Origin of the sequence: Streptomyces sp. NPDC101219, assembly GCF_044767675.1 — a bacterium.
Classification (GTDB): domain Bacteria; phylum Actinomycetota; class Actinomycetes; order Streptomycetales; family Streptomycetaceae; genus Streptomyces.
Genome location: NZ_JBIWOK010000005.1, coordinates 66,053 through 84,579, shown reverse-complemented (window position 1 = coordinate 84,579; position 18,527 = coordinate 66,053). Strand labels below are relative to the sequence as shown.

The window sequence follows — 18,527 nt, the reverse complement described above, 5'->3', positions numbered from 1 at the left end:
CCTTCCCTAACAAGTGTTTGGTAGGTTAACGTACGGCACACCGGCCGTCGAGCGGACCGGCCGTGCCGCCGCCGGGCCCGCCCCGGCCCCCCGAGGAGGGTCGCCCATGACCTCCGTCCCGCCCCCGTACCCCTCCGGCCACGGCCTGCTCGCCGGGCGGAGCGCGGTCGTCACCGCCGCCGCGGGCACCGGCATCGGCGGCGCCACCGCCCGCCGGCTGCTGGAGGAGGGCGCCGACGTCCTCGTCTCCGACGCCCACGCCCCCCGGCTGAAGGAGTCCGCCGCCGCGCTGGCCGAGGAGTTCGGCGCGCACCGCGTGACCGCCCTGCCCTGCGACGTCACCGACGAGGACCGGGTCGCCGCCCTCCTCGACCGCGCCGAGGAACGGCACGGCCGCCTCGACATCGTCGTCAACAACGCCGGTCTCGGCGGGACGGCCGACCTCGCCGACATGACCGACGCGCAGTGGGAGCGGGTCCTCGACGTCACCCTCAACGGCACCTTCCGCTGCACCCGCGCCGCCCTGCGCCGGATGCGCGCGGCCGGCACGGGAGGCGTCGTCGTCAACAACGCCTCCGTGTCCGGCTGGCGGGCCCAGCGCGGGCAGGCGCACTACGCCGCCGCCAAGGCCGGGGTCATGGCGCTCACCCGCTGCGCCGCCGTCGAGGCCGCCGCGTACGGCGTCCGGGTCAACGCCGTCGCGCCCAGCCTCGCCCTGCACCCGCACCTGGCGAAGGTCACCACCCCGGAACTGCTGACCGAGCTGGCCGCCCGCGAGGCGTTCGGCCGGCCCGCCGAGCCGTGGGAGGTCGCCAACGTCATCGTCTTCCTGGCCAGCGGCTACTCCTCCTACCTGACCGGCGAGGTCCTGTCGGTCAGCAGCCAGCGCGCGTGAGGCGACAATGCCAGGGTGCCGAAACGCAACAGCAGCCACAGCGACAGCAACCGCACCGCCCGCGGGAAGGCCGCGATGAGCGCGCCCCCCGAGCGGCGCGAGGAGATCCTGGCCACCGCCGCCGCGGTGTTCGCCGCCCAGGGCTACAACGCCACGACCGTCCGCCGGATCGCGGACGAGGCCGGCCTGCTCGCGGGCAGCCTCTACTACCACTTCGACTCCAAGGAGTCGATGCTCGACGAGATCCTCTCGGCCTTCCTGGACGAGCTGTGGGCCCGCTACGACGCCGTGCTCACCTCCGGGCTGGGCCCCAGGGAGACCCTCGAAGCCCTCGTCACCGAGTCCTTCCGGGAGATCGACCGGCACCTGCCCGCCGTCGCCATCTACCAGAAGGAGGCCCGCCACCTGCAGACCCAGCCCCGCTTCGGCTACCTCGCCGACTCGCAGCGCCGTTTCGAGAAGGCCTGGCTGGGCACCCTGGAGCGCGGCGTGGCCGCCGGGGTCTTCCGCGCCGACCTCGACGTCCGCCTCACCTACCGCTTCGTGCGCGACACCGTCTGGGTCGCCGCCTCCTGGTACCGGCCCGGCGGACAGCACAGCCCCGAGGAGATCGCCCGTCAGTACCTCTCGATGGTCCTGGAAGGCATCGCCCTGCCCACCTGACACCCCGCACCGCGCACGCGCACCGCACCCCGCACAGCACACCACATGTCACGACCGCACCGTCACGACCGCACCGCCGTCACCGCACCCGCGCCACCGAACCGTCGCCACCGAACCGTCGCACCGACAAGGAGTGACCATGGCCGAGGTCTACATCGTCGAAGCGGTACGCACCCCCGTCGGACGGCGCGGCGGCGCCCTGGCGGCCGTCCACCCGGCCGACCTCGGCGCCCATGTGCTCACCGCGCTCATGGAACGCTCGGGCGCCGACCCTGAGGCGGTCGACGACGTCGTCCTCGGCTGCCTGGACACCGTCGGCCCGCAGGCCGGTGACATCGCCCGCACCTCCTGGCTCGCCGCCGGACTGCCCGAGACCGTCCCCGGCGTGACCGTCGACCGGCAGTGCGGCTCCTCCCAGCAGGCCGTGCACTTCGCCGCGCAGGCCGTCCTGTCCGGCACCGCCGACCTGGTCGTCGCGGGGGGCACCCAGAACATGTCGATGGTGCCCATCGCCTACGCCGCCCGGCAGGCGGCCCTGCCCCTGGGGCTGACCGAGGGCCCCTACGCCGGCTCGCGGGGCTGGCGGGCCCGCTACGGCGACCGCCCGGTCAGCCAGTTCCACGGCGCCGAACTGATCGCCCGCACCTGGGACATCTCCCGCCCCGCGATGGAGGAGTTCGCGCTGCGCTCCCACCGGCGCGCCGTGCGCGCGAGGGACGAGGGGCGCTTCCTGCGCGAGATCGTGCCCTACGGGGACATGACCGACGACGAGGGCCCCCGGCGCGACACCTCCCTGGCCAAGATGGCCGCACTGCGCCCCCTCGCCGAGGGCGGCCGCCTCACCGCCGCCGTCTCCTCGCCGGTCTCCGACGGGGCGTCGGCGATGCTGCTCGCGAGCGAACGCGCCGTACGGGACCACGGGCTCACCCCCCGCGCCCGCGTCCACCACCTCTCCGCGCGCGGCGAGGACCCGATCAGGATGCTGACCGCCCCCATCCCCGCCACCGCGCACGCGCTGAAGAAGACCGGGATGAGCATCGACGCCATCGACCTCGTCGAGATCAACGAGGCGTTCGCCCCGGTCGTCCTCGCCTGGCTGCACGAGACCGGCGCCGACCCCGCCCGGGTCAACGTCAACGGCGGCGCCATCGCCCTCGGCCACCCCCTGGGCGCCACCGGCACCCGCCTGATGACCACGCTACTGCACGAACTGGAACGCACCGGCGGCCGCTACGGCCTGCAGACCATGTGCGAGGGCGGCGGCCAGGCCAACGTCACCGTCATCGAACGCCTCTGACCGCGCCGGACCCCAGCGAGCGGAGCACGGCCCCGGCCTCGGCCATCACCCGGTCGACGAGCTCGGCGCACGACGGCAGGTCGTCGATGACCCCGGCGACCTGACCGGAGGCCATCACCCCCAGGTCGGTGCGTCCCTCCACCATCGAGGCGCGCAGCAGCACCGGGGTGTTGGCGGCCAGCAGCACCTGGCCCCACGTCAGCTCCCGGCCCCGCCGCATCGCGAGCCCGTCCCGCACCATCCGCGCCCAGCTCTTGTCCGTCGCACGGCGCAGGGCCGCCGCGTGCCGCAGCGCCCGCCACAGTGCGGCGGCCCGGCCCGAGCGCTCCAGCGCGTCGACCAGGTCCGTGCGCAGCATCCGGTGCGGCAGCCCGTCCACCTTCGTGGTGACGACGACGTCGCCGACCGAGGCCGCCAGGTAGGCGGCCTTGACCGCGTCGGGCACCGGGCTGTCGGAGGTGAGCAGGAAGCGGGTGCCCATGGCGATCCCGGCGGCCCCGTACGCGAGCGCGGCGACCAGGCCGCGGCCGTCGCGGAACCCGCCCGCCGCGATCACCGGGATGTCCACCGCGTCCACCACCTGGGGCAGCAGCACGCCGGTCGCCACCCCGCCGGTGTGCCCGCCGCCCTCGGCGCCCTGCACCAGCACCGCGTCGGCGCCCCACCCCGCCACCTTCACGGCGTGCCGCTCGGCGCCGACGGACGGGATCACCACCACCCCCGCGTCCTTCAGCCGGGCGATCAGCTCCCGGGACGGCGCCAGCGCGAACGAGGCGACCCGCACACCCTCCTCGACGATCACCCGCACCCGCTCCGGCGCGTCCCCCGCGTCCGCCCGCAGGTTGACGCCGAACGGCGCCTCCGTACGGGACCGCACCTCCCGCACGGCAGCCCGGAGCCCGTCGACGCTCATCGTCGCGGAGGCGAGGATGCCCAGCGCCCCCGCCTCGGCCGCCGCCGACACCAGGCGCGGGCCCGCCACCCAGCCCATCCCGGCCTGCACGACGGGATGGCGCACCCCGACCAGGTCGGTCAGGGCGGTGGAGAGCACCGTGCCGCTCACGGCCCCACCTCCCGCTCGCACAGCCCGTCCGGGTCGATCGCCTCGCGGATCAGGCGCAGTTCGGCCGCGGTGGGCTCCCGGGTCACCGGCACCTGCTCGGGGACCGTCAGCGTGAACCCGGTCGACTCCACGACGCGGCCGACCGTGACACCGGGGTGCAGCGAGCGGAGCCGCATCGTGCGGCCGGGGGTCTCGAAGTCGAAGACGCCCAGGTCGCTGACGACGTGCCGCAGACGGTGGTACCGGGTGGCGGAGGGGCCGGCCGCGGCGGCCCGGTCGTGACCGACCCCGCAGACCATGTCGACCCGCTCGACGAACACCCGCGCGCTGTGCCGGGGGACCCAGTAACTCGTCGGATTGTTCACCGTGTTGGCCGGCGCGCCGCGCACGCCCAGCAGTTGCCGCCGGGGCCGCTCCCAGTCGCCGATGCAGGAGATGTTCTGGTTGCCGTACCGGTCGAGCTGGCTCGCGCCCATCATCACGTGCCGCCGCCCGCCCGCGACCAGCTCCAGATGCGCCCGGTAGGGCAGCCAGCCCTCCACCACGCGGGCCGGCGCACCGAGCGCCGGGACGTCGCCGGCCAGCAGCGCCTCCCCGTCGGTCAGCAGCAGCCCGGGCGCGAAGGTGAGCCGGGCCAGCCGGGCCCCGGCGGCGGGCACCGTGCCCATCGCGGCGGCGAGCACCTCGCCCGCGCCCCGCCACACCTCGGCACACGCCACCACGCAGACCTCGGCGCGCGTCGCGGGCCCGCCCTCGCCGCTCATGCCCGCACCTCCCGGTGGAACGCCGCGACGGCCGTCCGGTAGGCGGCCTCGTCGCCGGACAGGAACCGTTCGGTGAACTCCCGCCCGGCCGCGGGGTCGCGGGCGGCCCGCACATAGGCCCGCTGGAAGGTCTCGTCGCGGCCGTAGTCGGGGGCGCAGGAGGTGAAGTGCGCACCGCCCGCCGCCTCGACCACGCCGTCCACGTACATCCGCTGCACGAGCAGCGTCTGCGGCCCCCGCTCCCCGAGCAGGGCGGCGGTGTCGACGATCCGCTCGCACGACACGTACGCCGCGTCGGCCGCCCGGCAGAACAGGTCGTCGAAGTACGGGTCCGGTCCCAGGTACTGCCCGTTGCCGTGCCGGTCGGCCCGGTTGAGGTGGACCAGCGCGGCGTCCAGGCGCAGCGCCGGGACGGCGACCAGCTCCTCGCCGTCCTCGTAGGGCGAGACGACGGTGCGCAGCGAGGGGTTGACGCGCAGGACGTCGGAGCCGAGACCGGCCCGGGCCGGCAGGAACGGCAGCCGGTGCGCGGCGGCGGTCAGCCCCGACAGGAACATGGCCTCGTCCAGCTCCACCAGGGTGAACGCGGCCCGCTGGCGGGCGGTCGTGAAGTGCGGCTCCAGCGGCACCGAGTCCAGCGTGACGAACGGCGCGACCAGGGTGCGGATCCGCCCGGCGGCGGCGAGCAGGCCGACGTCCGGGCCGCCGCAGGACACGACGGTCAGGTCGGTCACCGGGGACCGCAGCAGCGCGCGTACCAGCGCCATCGGCTTGCGGCGCGAGCCCCACCCGCCGATGCCGACCGTCATCCCGCTCTCCAGCCGGCCGGCCACCTCCTCGGCGGTCATCGTCCGGTCCCGGCTCATGACGGCGGCTCCCCGGCCGGGCGGAAGGTGCCGCGGACCCGGTCGGCGACCCCGGTGAGCGCGGCCTCGAAGGTGAACCCCTGCTCGAAGCGGTAGGAGCGGCGGGCGTCGACCGGGTCGATCCCGTTGATCGCCGCCTTGGCCAGCCGGATCAGACAGCCGTCCTTGGCGGCGATCTCCCGCGCCAACTCCATCGCCCCGTCGTCCAGTTCGTCGCGGGGGAGGACGCGCCACACCGCGCCGTGCCGGTGCATCTCGCGCGCCGTGACGGTGCGGGAGGTGTAGTACAGCGTCCGCATCAGGTGCTGGGGGACCAGCCGGGCCAGGTGGGTGGCCGCACCGAGCGCGCCCCGGTCCAGCTCCGGCAGCCCGAAGGTCGCGTCGTCGGAGGCGACGACGGCGTCGGCGCAGCCCACCAGGCCGATCCCGCCGCCCAGGCAGAAGCCGTGCACGGCGGCGACGACCGGGACCTCGCAGTCCTGGACGGCCCAGAACGCCTCGGCGCAGCCGCGGTTGGCGCCGAGCAGCGCCTCGTGCCCGGCCGCGCGCTGGAGTTCGCGGAGGTCGACCCCGGCGTTGAAGCCGCGCCCCTCGGCGCGCAGCACCACACAGCGCACCTCCGGGTCGGCCCCGGCGGCGCGCACCGCGGCGGCCAGGTCGTACCAGCCGTGCACGGGCAGGGCGTTGACGGGCGGGAAGTCGACGGTGACGACGGCGACACCGGGTTCGGGGACGGCGGTGGAGACACCCATGAGCAGATCCGCTACCTTTCCACCAAACGTTTGTTAGGCGGAACATAGCAGCGGTCCCCTCGAAGCGGGAGGTCCTCCATGGCGGTCGTCACCGACCTGTCCGGCTCCGTCGCCGTCGTCACCGGCGGCACCCGGGGCGTCGGCGCGGGCATCACCCGCGCCCTGCTGCACGCCGGCGCACAGGTCGTGGCCTGCGCCCGGCGGGCCCCCGCCCGGCCCCTCACCGCGGCCGGGCGCACGGCCCGCTACCTCCCCGTCGACCTGCGCGACGAGGAGTCGGTCGCCCGGCTGTTCGACCGGGTGCAGGAGGAGTACGGGCGACTCGACACCCTGGTCAACAACGCCGGCGGCACCCCCCACCGGCCGCTCGCCGAGGGCGGCGCGCAGCGGCACGCGCGGGTGATCGGCCTCAACCTCGTGGCACCGATGACCGCGTCGCTCGCCGCGTACGGCATCATGCGCCGCCGGCCGCAGGGCGGCTCCATCGTCATGATCGGCAGCGTCAGCGGCACCCGCCCCTCACCCGGCACGGCCGCCTACGGCGCCGCCAAGGCCGGACTGGCCGGCCTCGCCCGCTCCATGGCCGTGGAGTGGGCGCCGACCGTACGGGTCAACACCCTCGTCGTCGGCATGGTCCGCACCGAGTCCGCCGCCGCCCACTACGGCGACGCGGACGGCGTCGCCGCCGTCTCCCGCACCGTGCCGCTCCTCCGCCTCGCCGAACCCGCCGACATCGGCGACGCCTGCGTCTTCCTCGCCTCCGACCGGGCCGCGTACATCAGCGGCGCCGCCCTGCACGTCCACGGCGGCGGAGAACGCCCCGCCTTCCTCGACGCCGCCACCGGCCCCTGACCGGCATCCCCACCGGCCGACGGAACCGGCACCCGACCGGCACCACCCTCCGGGCGACGGACGCCGCCCCTGACGGGCACCACCCTCCGGGCGACGGATCCTGCGCCGACCGGCACCCCTGCGGCCGACGGAACCTGCACCTGACGGGCACCGCTCTCCGGGCGACGGATCCTGCGCCGACCGGCACCCCTGCGGCCGACGGAACCTGCACCTGACGGGCACCACCCTCCGGCCGACGGATCCTGCGCCGACCGGCACCCCTGCGGCCGACGGAACCTGCACCTGACGGGCACCACTCTCCGGGCGACGGATCCTGCGCCGACCGGCACCTCTCCGGCCGGCGGAACCCGCCCCTCACCGGCACCCCCTCCGGCCGGCCGGACCGACACCGAAAGGCGGCGACGCCACCATGAACAGCGGAATCTGCACCGGCCGCACCGCGGTCGTCACCGGCGCCGGCCGGGGCCTCGGCCGCGCCCACGCCCTCGCCCTGGCCGCCGAGGGGGCGAGGGTCGTCGTCAACGACCTCGGCGTCGCCCCCGACGGCAGCGGCGCCGCTCCCGGCCCCGCCCAGCAGGTCGCCGACGAGATCCGCGCCCGCGGCGGGGAAGCCGTCGCCCACAGCGGGGACGTCGCCACCGAGGAGGGCGCGGCCTCCCTCGTCGCCACCGCCCTGACCGCCTTCGGCCGCCTGGACACCCTCGTCAACAACGCCGGATTCCTGCGCGACCGCATGCTGGTCAACCTCGGCGAGGACGACTGGGACGCCGTCGTACGGGTCCACCTCAAGGGCCACTTCCTGCCCGTCCGGCACGCCGTCGCGCACTGGCGCGCCGAGACCCGGGCCGGCCGGACGCCCGTCGCCCGCGTCGTCAACACCGGCTCCGGCGCCGGACTGCTCGGCAGCGTAGGCCAGGCCAACTACGCCGCCGCCAAGGCCGGGATCATCGCCCTGACCCTCGTCGCCGCTGCCGAGACCGCCCGCTACGGCGTCCAGGTCAACGCCATCGCCCCCGCCGCCCGCACCCGGATGACCGAACGGACCTTCGCCGACACCATGGCCGTCCCCGCCGACGGCGGCTTCGACGCCATGGCGCCCGAGAACGTCTCCCCGCTCGTGGTCTGGCTGGGGTCCGCCTCCTGCGCGGGGGTGACCGGCCGCGTCTTCGAGGCCCAGGGCGGGCGCATCACCGTCATGGAGGGCTGGAGCCCCGGCCCCACGGCCGACCACCCCGCCCGCCGCACTCCCGCCGAGGCCGGCGAGACGGCCCGCGCCCTGCTCGCCGTGGCGCGCGCCCCGCAGCCGGTGTACGGGGCGCGCTAGCCGGCCGCGGGGAACGGCGCCCGCGGGGAACGGCACCCGGCGCGCCGGTCAGACGTTGCGCCGGTACTGGCCGCCGACCTCGAAGAACGCCTCCGTGACCTGCTGCAGCGAGCAGACCCGGGCCGCGTCCATGAGGACCTCGAAGACGTTGTCCCCGTTGATCGCGGCCTCCTTGAGCCGGGCGATCGCCCGCGCCGCCTCGTCGTGGTGCGTGGTCCGGAAGTCGTGGACCCGCTTGAGCTGGGACTCCTTCTCCTGCTCGGTGGCGCGGGCCAGTTCGAGCTCCTGCTGCTCGGCGTCACCGCCGGGCCGCCGGAAGGTGTTCACGCCGATGATGGGCAGTGAACCGTCGTGCTTGCGCTGCTCGTAGAGCATCGACTCGTCCTGGATGCGGCCGCGCTGGTAGCCGGTCTCCATGGCGCCGAGCACCCCGCCCCGCTCGTTGATCCGGTCGAACTCGGCGAGCACGGCCTCCTCGACCAGGTCGGTGAGCTGGTCGATGACGAACGAGCCCTGCAGCGGGTTCTCGTTCATCGCGAGACCCCACTCGCGGTTGATGATGAGCTGGATCGCGAGCGCGCGGCGCACGGACTCCGCCGACGGGGTGGTGACGGCCTCGTCGTAGGCGTTGGTGTGCAGCGAGTTGGCGTTGTCGTAGATGGCGATCAGCGCCTGCAGGGTGGTGCGGATGTCGTTGAAGTCCATCTCCTGGGCGTGCAGGGAACGCCCGGAGGTCTGCACGTGGTACTTCAGCTTCTGGCTGCGCTCGTTGGCGCCGTACTTCTCCTTCATCGCGACGGCCCAGATGCGGCGGGCGACCCGGCCGAGCACGGAGTACTCGGGGTCCATGCCGTTGGAGAAGAAGAACGACAGGTTGGGCGCGAAGTCGTCGATGTGCATCCCGCGCGCCAGGTACGCCTCCACGTAGGTGAACCCGTTGGCGAGGGTGAACGCCAGCTGGCTGATCGGGTTCGCGCCGGCCTCGGCGATGTGGTAGCCGGAGATCGACACGGAGTAGAAGTTGCGGACCCGCTGCCGGATGAACCACTCCTGGATGTCGGCCATCATCCGCAGCGAGAACTCCGTGGAGAACAGGCAGGTGTTCTGGCCCTGGTCCTCCTTGAGGATGTCCGCCTGCACGGTGCCGCGCACGTTCGCCAGCGCGTGCGCGCGCAGCTCCGCCGCCTCCTCGGGTGAGGGGTCCCGGCCCTCGGCGGCGCGGAACCGCTCGATCCGCTGGTCGACGACGGCGTTGAGGAAGAAGGCCAGCACGGTCGGCGCCGGACCGTTGATCGTCATCGACACCGAGGTGGTGGGCGCGACCAGGTCGAAGCCGTCGTAGAGGGCCTTCATGTCCTCCAGCGTCGCCACGGACACGCCGGAGGTGCCGACCTTGCCGTAGATGTCGGGACGCCGGTCGGGGTCCCGGCCGTACAGCGTGACCGAGTCGAAGGCGGTGGACAGCCGGGTCGCCGGCTGGTCCTCGGACAGCAGCTTGAAGCGCCGGTTGGTGCGGAACGGGTCGCCCTCGCCGGCGAACATCCGGGCCGGGTCCTCGCCGTCCCGCTTGAACGGGAACACCCCGGCCGTGAACGGGAAGTGACCGGGCAGGTTCTCGCGGCGCCAGAACCGCACCAGCTCCCCGTGGTCGGTGAACGCGGGCAGCGCCACGCGCGGGACCTTGTTGCCCGACAGGGACTCGCGGGTGAGCTTGGTGCGGATCTCCTTGTCCCGGACCTTCACGACCTGCTCGTCGCCCGAGTAGGACTCCACGACGGCGGGCCAGCCCTCGATCTGCTCGGCGACGTGGTGGGGGAGCTGCTTGCGCGCCTCGTCCAGCAGGGCCGCCACGTTCGCCGCGTCGGACCCGGACCGGTCGAGCTCGCCCCGCACCAGGTCCAGGCGCTGGACCCGTCGGGCCGCCTCGGCGACCCGCTCCGTCTCCGCGTGGTAGGCGCGGACCGTCTCGGTGATCTCGGCGAGGTAGCGCACCCGGTCGGCGGGGACCACCTGCCGGATGCCGGAGGAGTGGCGCACGTCCACCGCGGGCAGCGCGCCCTCGGTCAGCGGCAGCCCCTTCTCGCCCAGGGCGGGCCTGAGATACTGGTAGAGCGCGGTGACGCCGTCGTCGTTGAACGTGGCCGCCGAGGTGCCGAACACCGGCATGTCCTCCGGCCGCTTGCCGAACGCCTCACGGTTCCGGATCAGTTGGCGGGCCACGTCGCGCAGGGCGTCCTTGGCGCCGCGCCGCTCGAACTTGTTGATCGCGACGACGTCGGCGAAGTCGAGCATGTCGATCTTCTCGAGCTGCGAGGCGGCACCGAACTCCGGTGTCATCACGTACATCGGGATGTCGACGAACGGCACGATCGCCGCGTCGCCCTGGCCGATGCCCGGCGTCTCCACGATCACCAGGTTGAACCCGGCGGCCTTGACCACGTCGATGACGTCCGACAGGTGCTCGGGCAGCTCGTGGCTGCCCCGGGTGGCGAGACTGCGGAAGAAGACCCGGTCGCCGTCGAGGGAGTTCATCCGGATCCGGTCACCGAGCAGCGCGCCGCCCCCGCGCCGCCGGGTCGGGTCGACGGCGATCACCGCGATCCGCAGCGCGTCCCGCTGGTCGACCCGGAACCGGCGCACGAGCTCGTCCGTCAGGGACGACTTGCCCGAGCCGCCGGTCCCGGTGATTCCGAGCACGGGCGTGACCCGCTCCGCCGCCGCGCCCCGCAGCCGCGCCAGGAAGTCCGCGGGCAGCTTGCCGAGTTCCGCGCCGGTGATGGCCCGGGCGACGGCGAACCGGTCACCGGCCAGGACGGCGTCGGCGTCGGCCGCCCCGCTGTCCCACAGGTCGATGTCGCAGTCCCGCACCACCGAGTTGACCATCCCGGCCAGGCCCATCCGCTGGCCGTCCTCGGGGGAGAAGATGGTGACGCCGCTCCCGCGCAGCCGGTCGATCTCCTCGGGCACGATCACGCCGCCGCCCCCGCCGACCACGCGGATGTGCCCCGCCCCGCGCTCGCGCAGCGACTCCACGAGGTACTCGAAGTACTCGACGTGCCCGCCCTGGTAGGACGAGACCGCCACGCCGTGCACGTCCTCCTCCAGCGCCGCGTCCACGACCTCCTGCACGGACCGGTTGTGCCCGAGGTGGATCACCTCCGCGCCCTGGGACTGGAAGATCCGCCGCATGATGTTGATCGACGCGTCGTGCCCGTCGAACAGGGCCGAAGCGGTGACCAGGCGGACGGGGTGCACGGGGCGGTGCAGAGCGTTCATGGGTGCCTTCCCGGACAGGACGGGCGGAGTGGTGGCCGTAGAGATACTAGGACGTCCTAGTAAATTGCCGAAGGTGAGAGGGGTGTGACGGCCAGCACAGGCGCGAACTCCGCGCCCCGGGGTCACGCGCACGCGCCCGCCCGGCCGCACGCCGCCCCCGCGTCCCGCACCACCGGAAATGCCCCTCGTGCCCCCTCCCATCAAAGATGTCCGGTTCCTTTCGCACATCCATAAATGCCTGGACCATGCCCCCTCGCCGACGGGAGGATTCCCCCTTTCCGAACCACCGGGAGTGTGATGGGGACGTCCGAAACCCGAGGACCGACGCCTGGCAGGGGCGCGGTCCTCCTGGCCCTCCGCCTCTACGGCCGCGAACTCCGCCGCCTGCGACGGCTCGCCGTGCCCGCCCTGCTGCTGCCCGCCGTGGGCAACATCGGCATCCACTACATCGCGCCGCTGCTCATCGCCAAGCTGGCCGGACAGGCCGCCGCCGACGGCGGCCTCGCCCTCGCCTCCGCCTTCCCCTACGTGCTGGGCTTCGGCATCACGCTGCTGCTCGCCGAGGTGGTCTGGCGCATCGGCCAGCACTGCCTGAACCGGGTGGACGCGCTCGGCATGGAGCACCTCTACGTGCGCGGCATGGACGACCTGCTCGCCCAGGACGCCGCCTTCTTCCACGACAACTTCGCCGGCTCCCTGACCAAGCGGCTCCTCGGCTTCGGCAGGCGCTTCGAGGACTTCGTCGACACCCTCACCTACCGGATCGTGGGCAGCGCCGTCCCCCTGGTCTTCGGGGCCGTGGTGCTGTGGAGCTACGAGCCGATGCTGGTCGCCGGCCTGCTGCTGATGATCACGGTGACCGTCGTGGCCGCGCTGCCGCTGATCCGCCGCCGGCAGCGGCTCGTCGCCGCCCGCGAGGCGGCCGTCGCGCGCGTTTCCGGCCATGTCGCCGACAGCCTCATGAACATGGAGACCATCCGGGCCTTCGCCGCCGAGCGCCGGGAGGCCGGGGAACACCGCAGCCGCGTCGCGGAGTCCCGGCGCCTGACCCTCAGGTCGTGGGACTACGGCAACCTGCGCGTCGACGTCCTCATCGCCCCCATGTCCATCCTGACCAACGTGCTGGGCCTGCTCGTGGCCGTCGCCTTCGGCGGCAGCGGCCAGGGCGTCGAGGAGGTCGTGGTGGCCTTCACCTACTACTCCAACGCCACCCGGATCATGTTCGAGTTCAACCAGATCTACCGGCGCCTGGAGAGCTCCATGACCGAGGCCGCGCAGTTCACCGAACTGCTGCTGCACCCGCCCACCGTGCTCGACCCCGCCGACCCCGAACCGCTCGCCCCGCGGGACACCGGCATCCGCTTCGAGTCGGTCACCTTCGCCCACGCGGGCGCGCCGCCCATCTTCGAGAAGCTGGACCTCGACGTCCCCCCGGGCGCCCGGATCGGCCTGGTCGGCCGGTCCGGCGGCGGCAAGACCACCCTCACCCGGCTGCTGCTGCGCATGTCCGACCTCGACGGCGGACGCATCCTCGTCGGCGGCCAGGACATCAGCCGCCTGCGCCAGAGCGACCTGCGCTCACTGATCGCCTACGTCCCGCAGGAACCGGCCATGTTCCACCGCAGCCTGCGCGACAACATCGCCTTCGCCCGGCCCGGCGCCACCGACGAGGAGATCCACGCGGCGGCCGCCGCCGCCCACGTCACCGAGTTCGCCGCCCAACTCCCCGACGGCTTCGCCACCCTGGTGGGGGAGCGGGGCGTCAAACTCTCCGGCGGCCAGCGCCAGCGCGTCGCCCTCGCCCGGGCCATCCTGCGCGACGCCCCGATCCTCCTCCTCGACGAGGCGACCAGCGCGCTCGACTCGGAGAGCGAACTCCTCGTCCAGGACGCCCTGTGGCGCCTCATGGAAGGACGCACCGCCCTCGTGGTCGCCCACCGCCTCAGCACCGTCGCCGGCATGGACCGCCTCGTCGTCCTCGACCGCGGCACCGTCATCGAACAGGGCAGCCACGACCGCCTCCTCGCGGCCGGCGGCGCCTACGCCCGCCTCTGGCACCACCAGTCCGGCGGCTTCCTCGGCGAACCCGAAATCCCGGACCCGGCGGACTGCGAGGCCTTCGCCGCCCCGTCCACGGAGGGTGACCTGCGGGGCGCGGGTGACGCGCCGGGCAACCGGCTCTGACCGGGGGAGGACGAGCACGACACGACCGGGCCGGTGACCACCACCGGCCCGGACCCCCGCACCGGCACGCCGGGTCAGGCCTGATGGTTCCCGGACACCACCGCGACCCTCCAGGCAGCAGCCCCGCCGACCACCTGGATCCGGATGCGCTGCACCTCCTTCCCCTCCACATGGACGACGCCGACGGTGAGGGCCCCGCCGCAGGCGACCGGGTGCGGCTTGCTGCTGTCCCGCCCCACGATGGACACCTCCCCCTTGCCGTCACAGCTGGCGTAGATGGTGTAGCTGCCTTCCTCCGGCGTGAACGCGGGCAGCCCCCGGCCCGTCTCACCGGCGGTCTCGGGCACGAGGACCTGCGCATCCCCGGGCAGATCCAGCCCGGAGGCCGCTGTCTCGCCCGTCCGTGAGGGCCGGTCCGGCGAAGCCGTCGACCCGCCGGGCTCCGGGTCCTTCGCCCCGGACTCGCCGGAGCAGCCTCCGAGCAGAAACGATGCCGCCACGGCGGCGACGGTGAGTGTGCAGCGGCGCAAGGAGATCTCCGGTGGTGAGGGCGAGGCACGGTGGCCGACGGACATGCCGGCGTTCGCGACAGAGGGCCCGGACGGTCATGTATTTCTGAGGGACTCAACCAGGGCCGATGGCGGCCGACAGCCCATTGCGGCGGTTGACCAAAATCGCCTCGTGGGGGCATTCCGGACAACGGTCATCAACCACCCGTCAAACGGCCTCTTCCGCCCGGGCAAACCGGATGAATCGACGGATGAGAATGGCCGATCTCGGCGGTGATGAAGCTCAGATTCCCCTCAGGTCCCGTCGGCTTCCCCCGTGTTCAGTGACGGCGGCGTTCGACCTCCTTCCATCATTGGGAGCTTGGGGAGGTCTCGCACGGACCCGGTGATGTGCCCGGCAACCGGTCGTGGGCGTATGGGAGAGATGAGAAGGTGTACGGCGTGAGCGAGACACCACCGAACACCCTGCAATACCGCTTCGACGGACCGGAAGACGCACCAGTCCTGATCCTGGGTCCCTCACTTGGCACCACCTGGCACAGGTTGTAAAGACCGTCCATGGGCGTCCACGTCAGTCCAGGGCAGGTGCGTAGTAGCAGGTCAGGGCATCGCGGTCCGGGGGAGTCGGCGTAGTTGGTGACAGACTTGTGAGAGCGCCGGTGATACGGCGAAGCCCCGTCGGAAACATCACGACGGGGCTTCCGCATGGAGGGGGCTATGACAGAGTGCGGCGTCCGGCAGCACGGGCACTGACGCTTGGACTCCCGGCTCTGGAGCACCGGGAGCAAGGATGCCGGGCGTGGTAGGGCCTGGCCGACCACACGGCACACACGTTCGCTCAGCCCGCCGAACGGCTTTGCCTTCGCGAATGTGGCGAGTCCCTCGACTGGCCAGTGTGCCTTCAGAGCGCGACCAGGAGGCGGTGTCCAAACCATCGACGGAAGATCGCGGTGCCCCGTCATAGGGGCAATGCGGCCAGCGTTGCTGCCGTTCGGCGTGGCGGCCTCATCTTCGAGGCCGCCACGCCGAACGGCTCGGAGCCGTCCCGGTATCTACAGGTCGGTGCCGCTGGCTTCCTTCAGGATTTCCATGCTCTCAGGGTCCTTCGGCTCGGAGCGTCGGTACTGGGGGTGGCCAAGGTCCATCTGAAGCGCGGCGTGGAGCGGGGCCGGGTATCGCGTCCGGTCTGACCAGGAGAGCGCCTGGTGACAAAGCCGCGCCGCGGCAACCGCGAGAATCTCTCGGTCGTAGCCGTCCCGCGTGTGCATCGGGGTGATCTCCCTGGTGGTCATGCTGTACCAGGGTGCGTTCAGTTCGTTCTCCTTGCGCTCGTCGGCATTCTTCGATGCTTTCCCCGGGTCGGCGCGCCAGCGGGTCTTCCACTGCCCATGGCGCTTCTTGCCGTAGTTGCGGGGTTCGGTGAACAGGAACCAGGGGTGGCCTTCGGGCCGGGCTTCCGGGTAGTAGAGGTCGCTGGAGGTCTTGAGCGGGACGGTCTTGCCGTTCTTCTGCTTCTCGGTGACGGCGACCAGACGGGGCATTTCCGCCTGCGCGCAGTTCATGCGGATGATGCTGACCGGATTCCAGGACGGGGGCAGTCCGCTTGCGGGGAGCCAGAGGCGCGGGTCCCCGGGATCTTTTCCGAGGCCCTGCTTGTTGTTGTGGAGGCCGGGCCATACACGGCGGCTGGCGTGACCGTCGATCATCAAGGCGTAGGGCAGGCCGTCGAGTTCGTCGTGGAGCTCTTGGAGGGCGGTGCGGACGTCTTCACCGGCCTGTGCCCAGCGCTGGATTTCGCCGTCGCCGTTTTCAGTGTGAAGAGGGTAGTTGGCGGCGTGGAAGTTGCTCTGTGCGAGGGCGTAGTGCTCCCACTGCGGGTGGATGTTGCTCCAGCCGATCATGCGCCACGGGCCGCCGGGTTCAGGGGAGGGGATGATCACGCTGGCGGTGATGATCCTTTTGGGCTGGCCCTTGTACTTGCGGTCCGTGGCCTGCTTGCGGATGTGGATGCCGCAGAAGGCCATGCGGGGCAGCGGGTAGGGGTCGTCGCCGGGGTAGAGGGCACGCTCGAAGCGGTCGTCCACGACCCCGCACGAACGGTAGAGGTCCAGCAGACCCATGTAGACGCGGTGATCCTCGAAGGCTTTCGCGGGCCTCTTGATGATGGTGAAGGTCTTGGTGAACGGGTCGTACTCGCGGCCGACGAGGAATTGGGACGGCACTGCAGCCTTGGCGAGCTCCCGGACGACTTGGTGCTTGGCGTCGTTCTCCGCCAGGGCGGTCTTCACTTCGGCGGGCTTCATGCCCTCGTGTTCCTCGCCGCGCACCGGGATCTCTGTTTCACACCAGGCGGCGAGGAGGACGCCGGGTTCTGCGAAGGTGCCGGCGATCCTTTGGGCGTCAGTGGCGCGCTGAGTGCCGGGGCCGTGCTCCAGCAGGGCTTCGGCGTTGCAGAAGACAGCTTCGATGCCGTCCGCGAGCGGGAAGGACTTCTTTCCGCCAGGGTCCGGATCGATGCCCTCCGGGTCCAGCCCGTAGGGGTGGGCGAGACCGTGGATCATCCGCGTGAGGGTCGCGTCGCGGTACCACAGGCACAGGATGCGGAGTTTCTTGTATCCGGCCGCTTCGATGGAACGGCGAATACCCTCCGGGGAGGGCTTGCCGATGAGATCGACGTATTCGCCATCCTGCTTCTTCTGTTTCTTCTCTTTCTCCTGGGCGGCGGTGGCGGGCTCGTGGGAACGCTTACCGAAGACATTCCCCTTCGACTTCAGGTCGAGCAGGGAGACGGCGTCACCGAAGACTCGCTGGATGTGTTCCCGCAGCAGGGAGAGATGGTAGATGCCGGCGCCGGTACCGACAGCGAAGGAGTCCGTCTTCGGCATGGTCGGCCTGATCGCGCCAGGAGGAGGAGTCAGGATGTCGATCCTCTTGCCATTTTCGTCCCTGGCGTTCAGGCGGCTGCGCTCACCGGCGACGCGTTCCTCGATGGCGTTGAGCGATGACCGGTCGGCGTCCATCTTCGCCAGGATTTCCAGCGCATGCTTGTTCGTCTGCCGCAGACCGCGCCCATCCAGGGACACAGACATGATCGGCCGGTCTGTTCCCTGGTCCACGAGAACGGTGCTGGCGTGGATCACCGTGTTGTTGATGCGCCGGATGTGAGCGTCAAGATTCAGGACGGGGTTCGGCTCGGCCGTGTAGGTGGCCATCTTCACCGACAGGCGGGACAGCGCGTACTGGACTTGACTGCGGGTGGGGTTCTCGGGACGGGCCTTGAGCGCTTCGGCGAGGTCGACCGGGTGGGCGAGGGTGGCGAAGACCGGGCCGATGGGCTGTTCCCAGGCGATCAGGTCACCGTTGCTGATGGGCCGGTACTGCACGGCCGCGACGTTGTCGGAGGGCTGCCAGCCGACGGTCCTGTGTTTCACCTGGCCGTTCGTCGCCTCGTACGCCTCACGGACCGGCTCGACTTCCCGGTCGAGGAAGGGCTTTGCCGCCAGCTTCTTGGCGATGTGCCACTTCACCGCCTCATAGGCCCAGCTGTCCGGACTGGCGGGCTTGCCGTCTTCCTCCTGGAGGATGTTCTTAGCCAGGCTTCGGCGCTCAGGAGCGACGTCCGCGACCAGTCGGGCCAAGGTGGGTGGATCCACGAAGGGGATCTCATCCAGAGGAATCCGGCGGACGATGCCTTCCAGGTAAGTGAAGACCGTCCTGAGGGCGTCGGGCTCCACGGGGTTGAGCGTCACCATGAAGGCCAGGTACTTGTCCAGGTAGACGTAGCCATCGGTGATCTGCTGGAGCACGGTGACAGCGATGGAATAGGGGACCAGGAAGGGGTCGGATTCCTGGACACCCTTGATCCATTTCGCGTTCTTTGAGGCCGTGCTCCCCAAATCCCGCCAGGCCGTGCGGATGGGCGAGTGGTAGTCGCCGAAGTCCCAGACCAGGGCGGTCATGCCGTCCAGGAGCTCGGGGGTGCACCGGATCGATGTGGTGTGCGCGGTGAGATCCCGCTGCGTGTTGCTTCGCCCCATGAGCGGGGGTACCTCGTCTCTCGGTCTCTCCGCTTGGGAGAGGAT

General features: G+C 72.0%; 13 protein-coding genes. 6 read left to right on the top strand and 7 right to left on the bottom strand.

Annotated features, from left to right (window positions below; translation table 11 throughout):
• The first annotated feature begins 106 nt into the window (after positions 1–106).
• The 3 genes from ACIRPP_RS11275 (at position 107) to ACIRPP_RS11265 (ending at position 2,855) form a co-directional block, all read left to right on the top strand.
• Complete coding sequence (locus tag ACIRPP_RS11275; RefSeq protein ID WP_403640260.1) at positions 107–895, top strand: SDR family oxidoreductase; 789 nt, start codon at positions 107–109, stop codon at positions 893–895.
• Positions 896–970: 75 nt separating this feature from the next.
• Entirely contained in the window at positions 971–1,558 is a 588-nt protein-coding gene (locus ACIRPP_RS11270; RefSeq protein WP_403641160.1) for a TetR/AcrR family transcriptional regulator, read from the top strand.
• 139 nt (positions 1,559–1,697) lie between these two features.
• On the top strand, positions 1,698–2,855 hold the full coding sequence (locus tag ACIRPP_RS11265; protein WP_403640257.1) for an acetyl-CoA C-acetyltransferase: 1,158 nt from the start codon (positions 1,698–1,700) through the stop codon (positions 2,853–2,855).
• Here the strand turns inward: ACIRPP_RS11265 and ACIRPP_RS11260 are convergent.
• The 4 genes from ACIRPP_RS11260 to ACIRPP_RS11245 are packed head-to-tail and all read right to left on the bottom strand — an operon-like array spanning position 2,839 to position 6,300.
• Complete coding sequence (locus tag ACIRPP_RS11260) at positions 2,839–3,918, bottom strand: NAD(P)H-dependent flavin oxidoreductase (protein ID WP_403640254.1); 1,080 nt, start codon at positions 3,916–3,918, stop codon at positions 2,839–2,841. The two genes, ACIRPP_RS11265 and ACIRPP_RS11260, sit on opposite strands and share 17 nt — an antisense overlap.
• Positions 3,915–4,682, bottom strand: a complete 768-nt coding sequence (locus ACIRPP_RS11255) for a CoA-transferase subunit beta (protein WP_403640252.1) — start codon at positions 4,680–4,682, stop codon at positions 3,915–3,917. Before ACIRPP_RS11255 ends, ACIRPP_RS11260 begins: the two co-directional genes overlap by 4 nt.
• Complete coding sequence (locus ACIRPP_RS11250) at positions 4,679–5,548, bottom strand: CoA transferase subunit A (RefSeq protein ID WP_403640249.1); 870 nt, start codon at positions 5,546–5,548, stop codon at positions 4,679–4,681. Before ACIRPP_RS11250 ends, ACIRPP_RS11255 begins: the two co-directional genes overlap by 4 nt.
• Positions 5,545–6,300: an enoyl-CoA hydratase family protein gene (locus ACIRPP_RS11245; protein ID WP_403640246.1), complete on the bottom strand. Its 756-nt coding sequence runs from the start codon at positions 6,298–6,300 to the stop codon at positions 5,545–5,547. Before ACIRPP_RS11245 ends, ACIRPP_RS11250 begins: the two co-directional genes overlap by 4 nt.
• Before the next feature lie 78 nt (positions 6,301–6,378).
• Between ACIRPP_RS11245 and ACIRPP_RS11240 the strand changes: the two genes are divergently transcribed.
• Both ACIRPP_RS11240 and ACIRPP_RS11235 read left to right on the top strand, forming a co-directional pair.
• On the top strand, positions 6,379–7,152 hold the full coding sequence (locus ACIRPP_RS11240) for an SDR family oxidoreductase (RefSeq protein WP_403640243.1): 774 nt from the start codon (positions 6,379–6,381) through the stop codon (positions 7,150–7,152).
• Positions 7,153–7,561: 409 nt separating this feature from the next.
• A complete protein-coding gene (locus ACIRPP_RS11235) occupies positions 7,562–8,476 on the top strand; it encodes an SDR family oxidoreductase (protein ID WP_403640240.1) in 915 nt (304 codons plus the stop codon).
• A 48-nt stretch (positions 8,477–8,524) separates the two neighbouring features.
• Here ACIRPP_RS11235 and icmF read toward each other — a convergent pair whose 3' ends face one another.
• Positions 8,525–11,752 (bottom strand): fused isobutyryl-CoA mutase/GTPase IcmF, encoded by a 3,228-nt coding sequence (icmF, locus tag ACIRPP_RS11230; RefSeq protein WP_403640237.1) that lies wholly within the window; start codon positions 11,750–11,752, stop codon positions 8,525–8,527.
• 297 nt (positions 11,753–12,049) lie between these two features.
• Between icmF and ACIRPP_RS11225 the strand changes: the two genes are divergently transcribed.
• Entirely contained in the window at positions 12,050–13,936 is a 1,887-nt protein-coding gene (locus ACIRPP_RS11225) for an ABC transporter ATP-binding protein (RefSeq protein WP_403640234.1), read from the top strand.
• Positions 13,937–14,010: 74 nt separating this feature from the next.
• Here ACIRPP_RS11225 and ACIRPP_RS11220 read toward each other — a convergent pair whose 3' ends face one another.
• Together ACIRPP_RS11220 and ACIRPP_RS11215 are read right to left on the bottom strand one after the other, a co-directional pair.
• Positions 14,011–14,436 (bottom strand): hypothetical protein, encoded by a 426-nt coding sequence (locus ACIRPP_RS11220; RefSeq protein ID WP_403640231.1) that lies wholly within the window; start codon positions 14,434–14,436, stop codon positions 14,011–14,013.
• A 1,061-nt stretch (positions 14,437–15,497) separates the two neighbouring features.
• Complete coding sequence (locus ACIRPP_RS11215; protein ID WP_403640228.1) at positions 15,498–18,482, bottom strand: RNaseH domain-containing protein; 2,985 nt, start codon at positions 18,480–18,482, stop codon at positions 15,498–15,500.
• Positions 18,483–18,527: the final 45 nt, after the last annotated feature.

Excerpts from the sequence above, each read along its gene's own strand:
- ACIRPP_RS11275 (WP_403640260.1), top strand. The coding sequence starts at position 107 with ATGACCTCCGTCCCGCCCCCGTACCCCTCCGGCCACGGCCTGCTCGCC.
- ACIRPP_RS11245 (WP_403640246.1), bottom strand. The coding sequence starts at position 6,300 with ATGGGTGTCTCCACCGCCGTCCCCGAACCCGGTGTCGCCGTCGTCACC.
- icmF (WP_403640237.1), bottom strand. The coding sequence starts at position 11,752 with ATGAACGCTCTGCACCGCCCCGTGCACCCCGTCCGCCTGGTCACCGCT.
- ACIRPP_RS11225 (WP_403640234.1), top strand. The coding sequence starts at position 12,050 with ATGGGGACGTCCGAAACCCGAGGACCGACGCCTGGCAGGGGCGCGGTC.
- ACIRPP_RS11265 (WP_403640257.1), top strand. The coding sequence starts at position 1,698 with ATGGCCGAGGTCTACATCGTCGAAGCGGTACGCACCCCCGTCGGACGG.
- ACIRPP_RS11255 (WP_403640252.1), bottom strand. The coding sequence starts at position 4,682 with ATGAGCGGCGAGGGCGGGCCCGCGACGCGCGCCGAGGTCTGCGTGGTG.
- ACIRPP_RS11235 (WP_403640240.1), top strand. The coding sequence starts at position 7,562 with ATGAACAGCGGAATCTGCACCGGCCGCACCGCGGTCGTCACCGGCGCC.
- ACIRPP_RS11240 (WP_403640243.1), top strand. The coding sequence starts at position 6,379 with ATGGCGGTCGTCACCGACCTGTCCGGCTCCGTCGCCGTCGTCACCGGC.
- ACIRPP_RS11215 (WP_403640228.1), bottom strand. The coding sequence starts at position 18,482 with ATGGGGCGAAGCAACACGCAGCGGGATCTCACCGCGCACACCACATCG.
- ACIRPP_RS11270 (WP_403641160.1), top strand. The coding sequence starts at position 971 with ATGAGCGCGCCCCCCGAGCGGCGCGAGGAGATCCTGGCCACCGCCGCC.
- ACIRPP_RS11250 (WP_403640249.1), bottom strand. The coding sequence starts at position 5,548 with ATGAGCCGGGACCGGACGATGACCGCCGAGGAGGTGGCCGGCCGGCTG.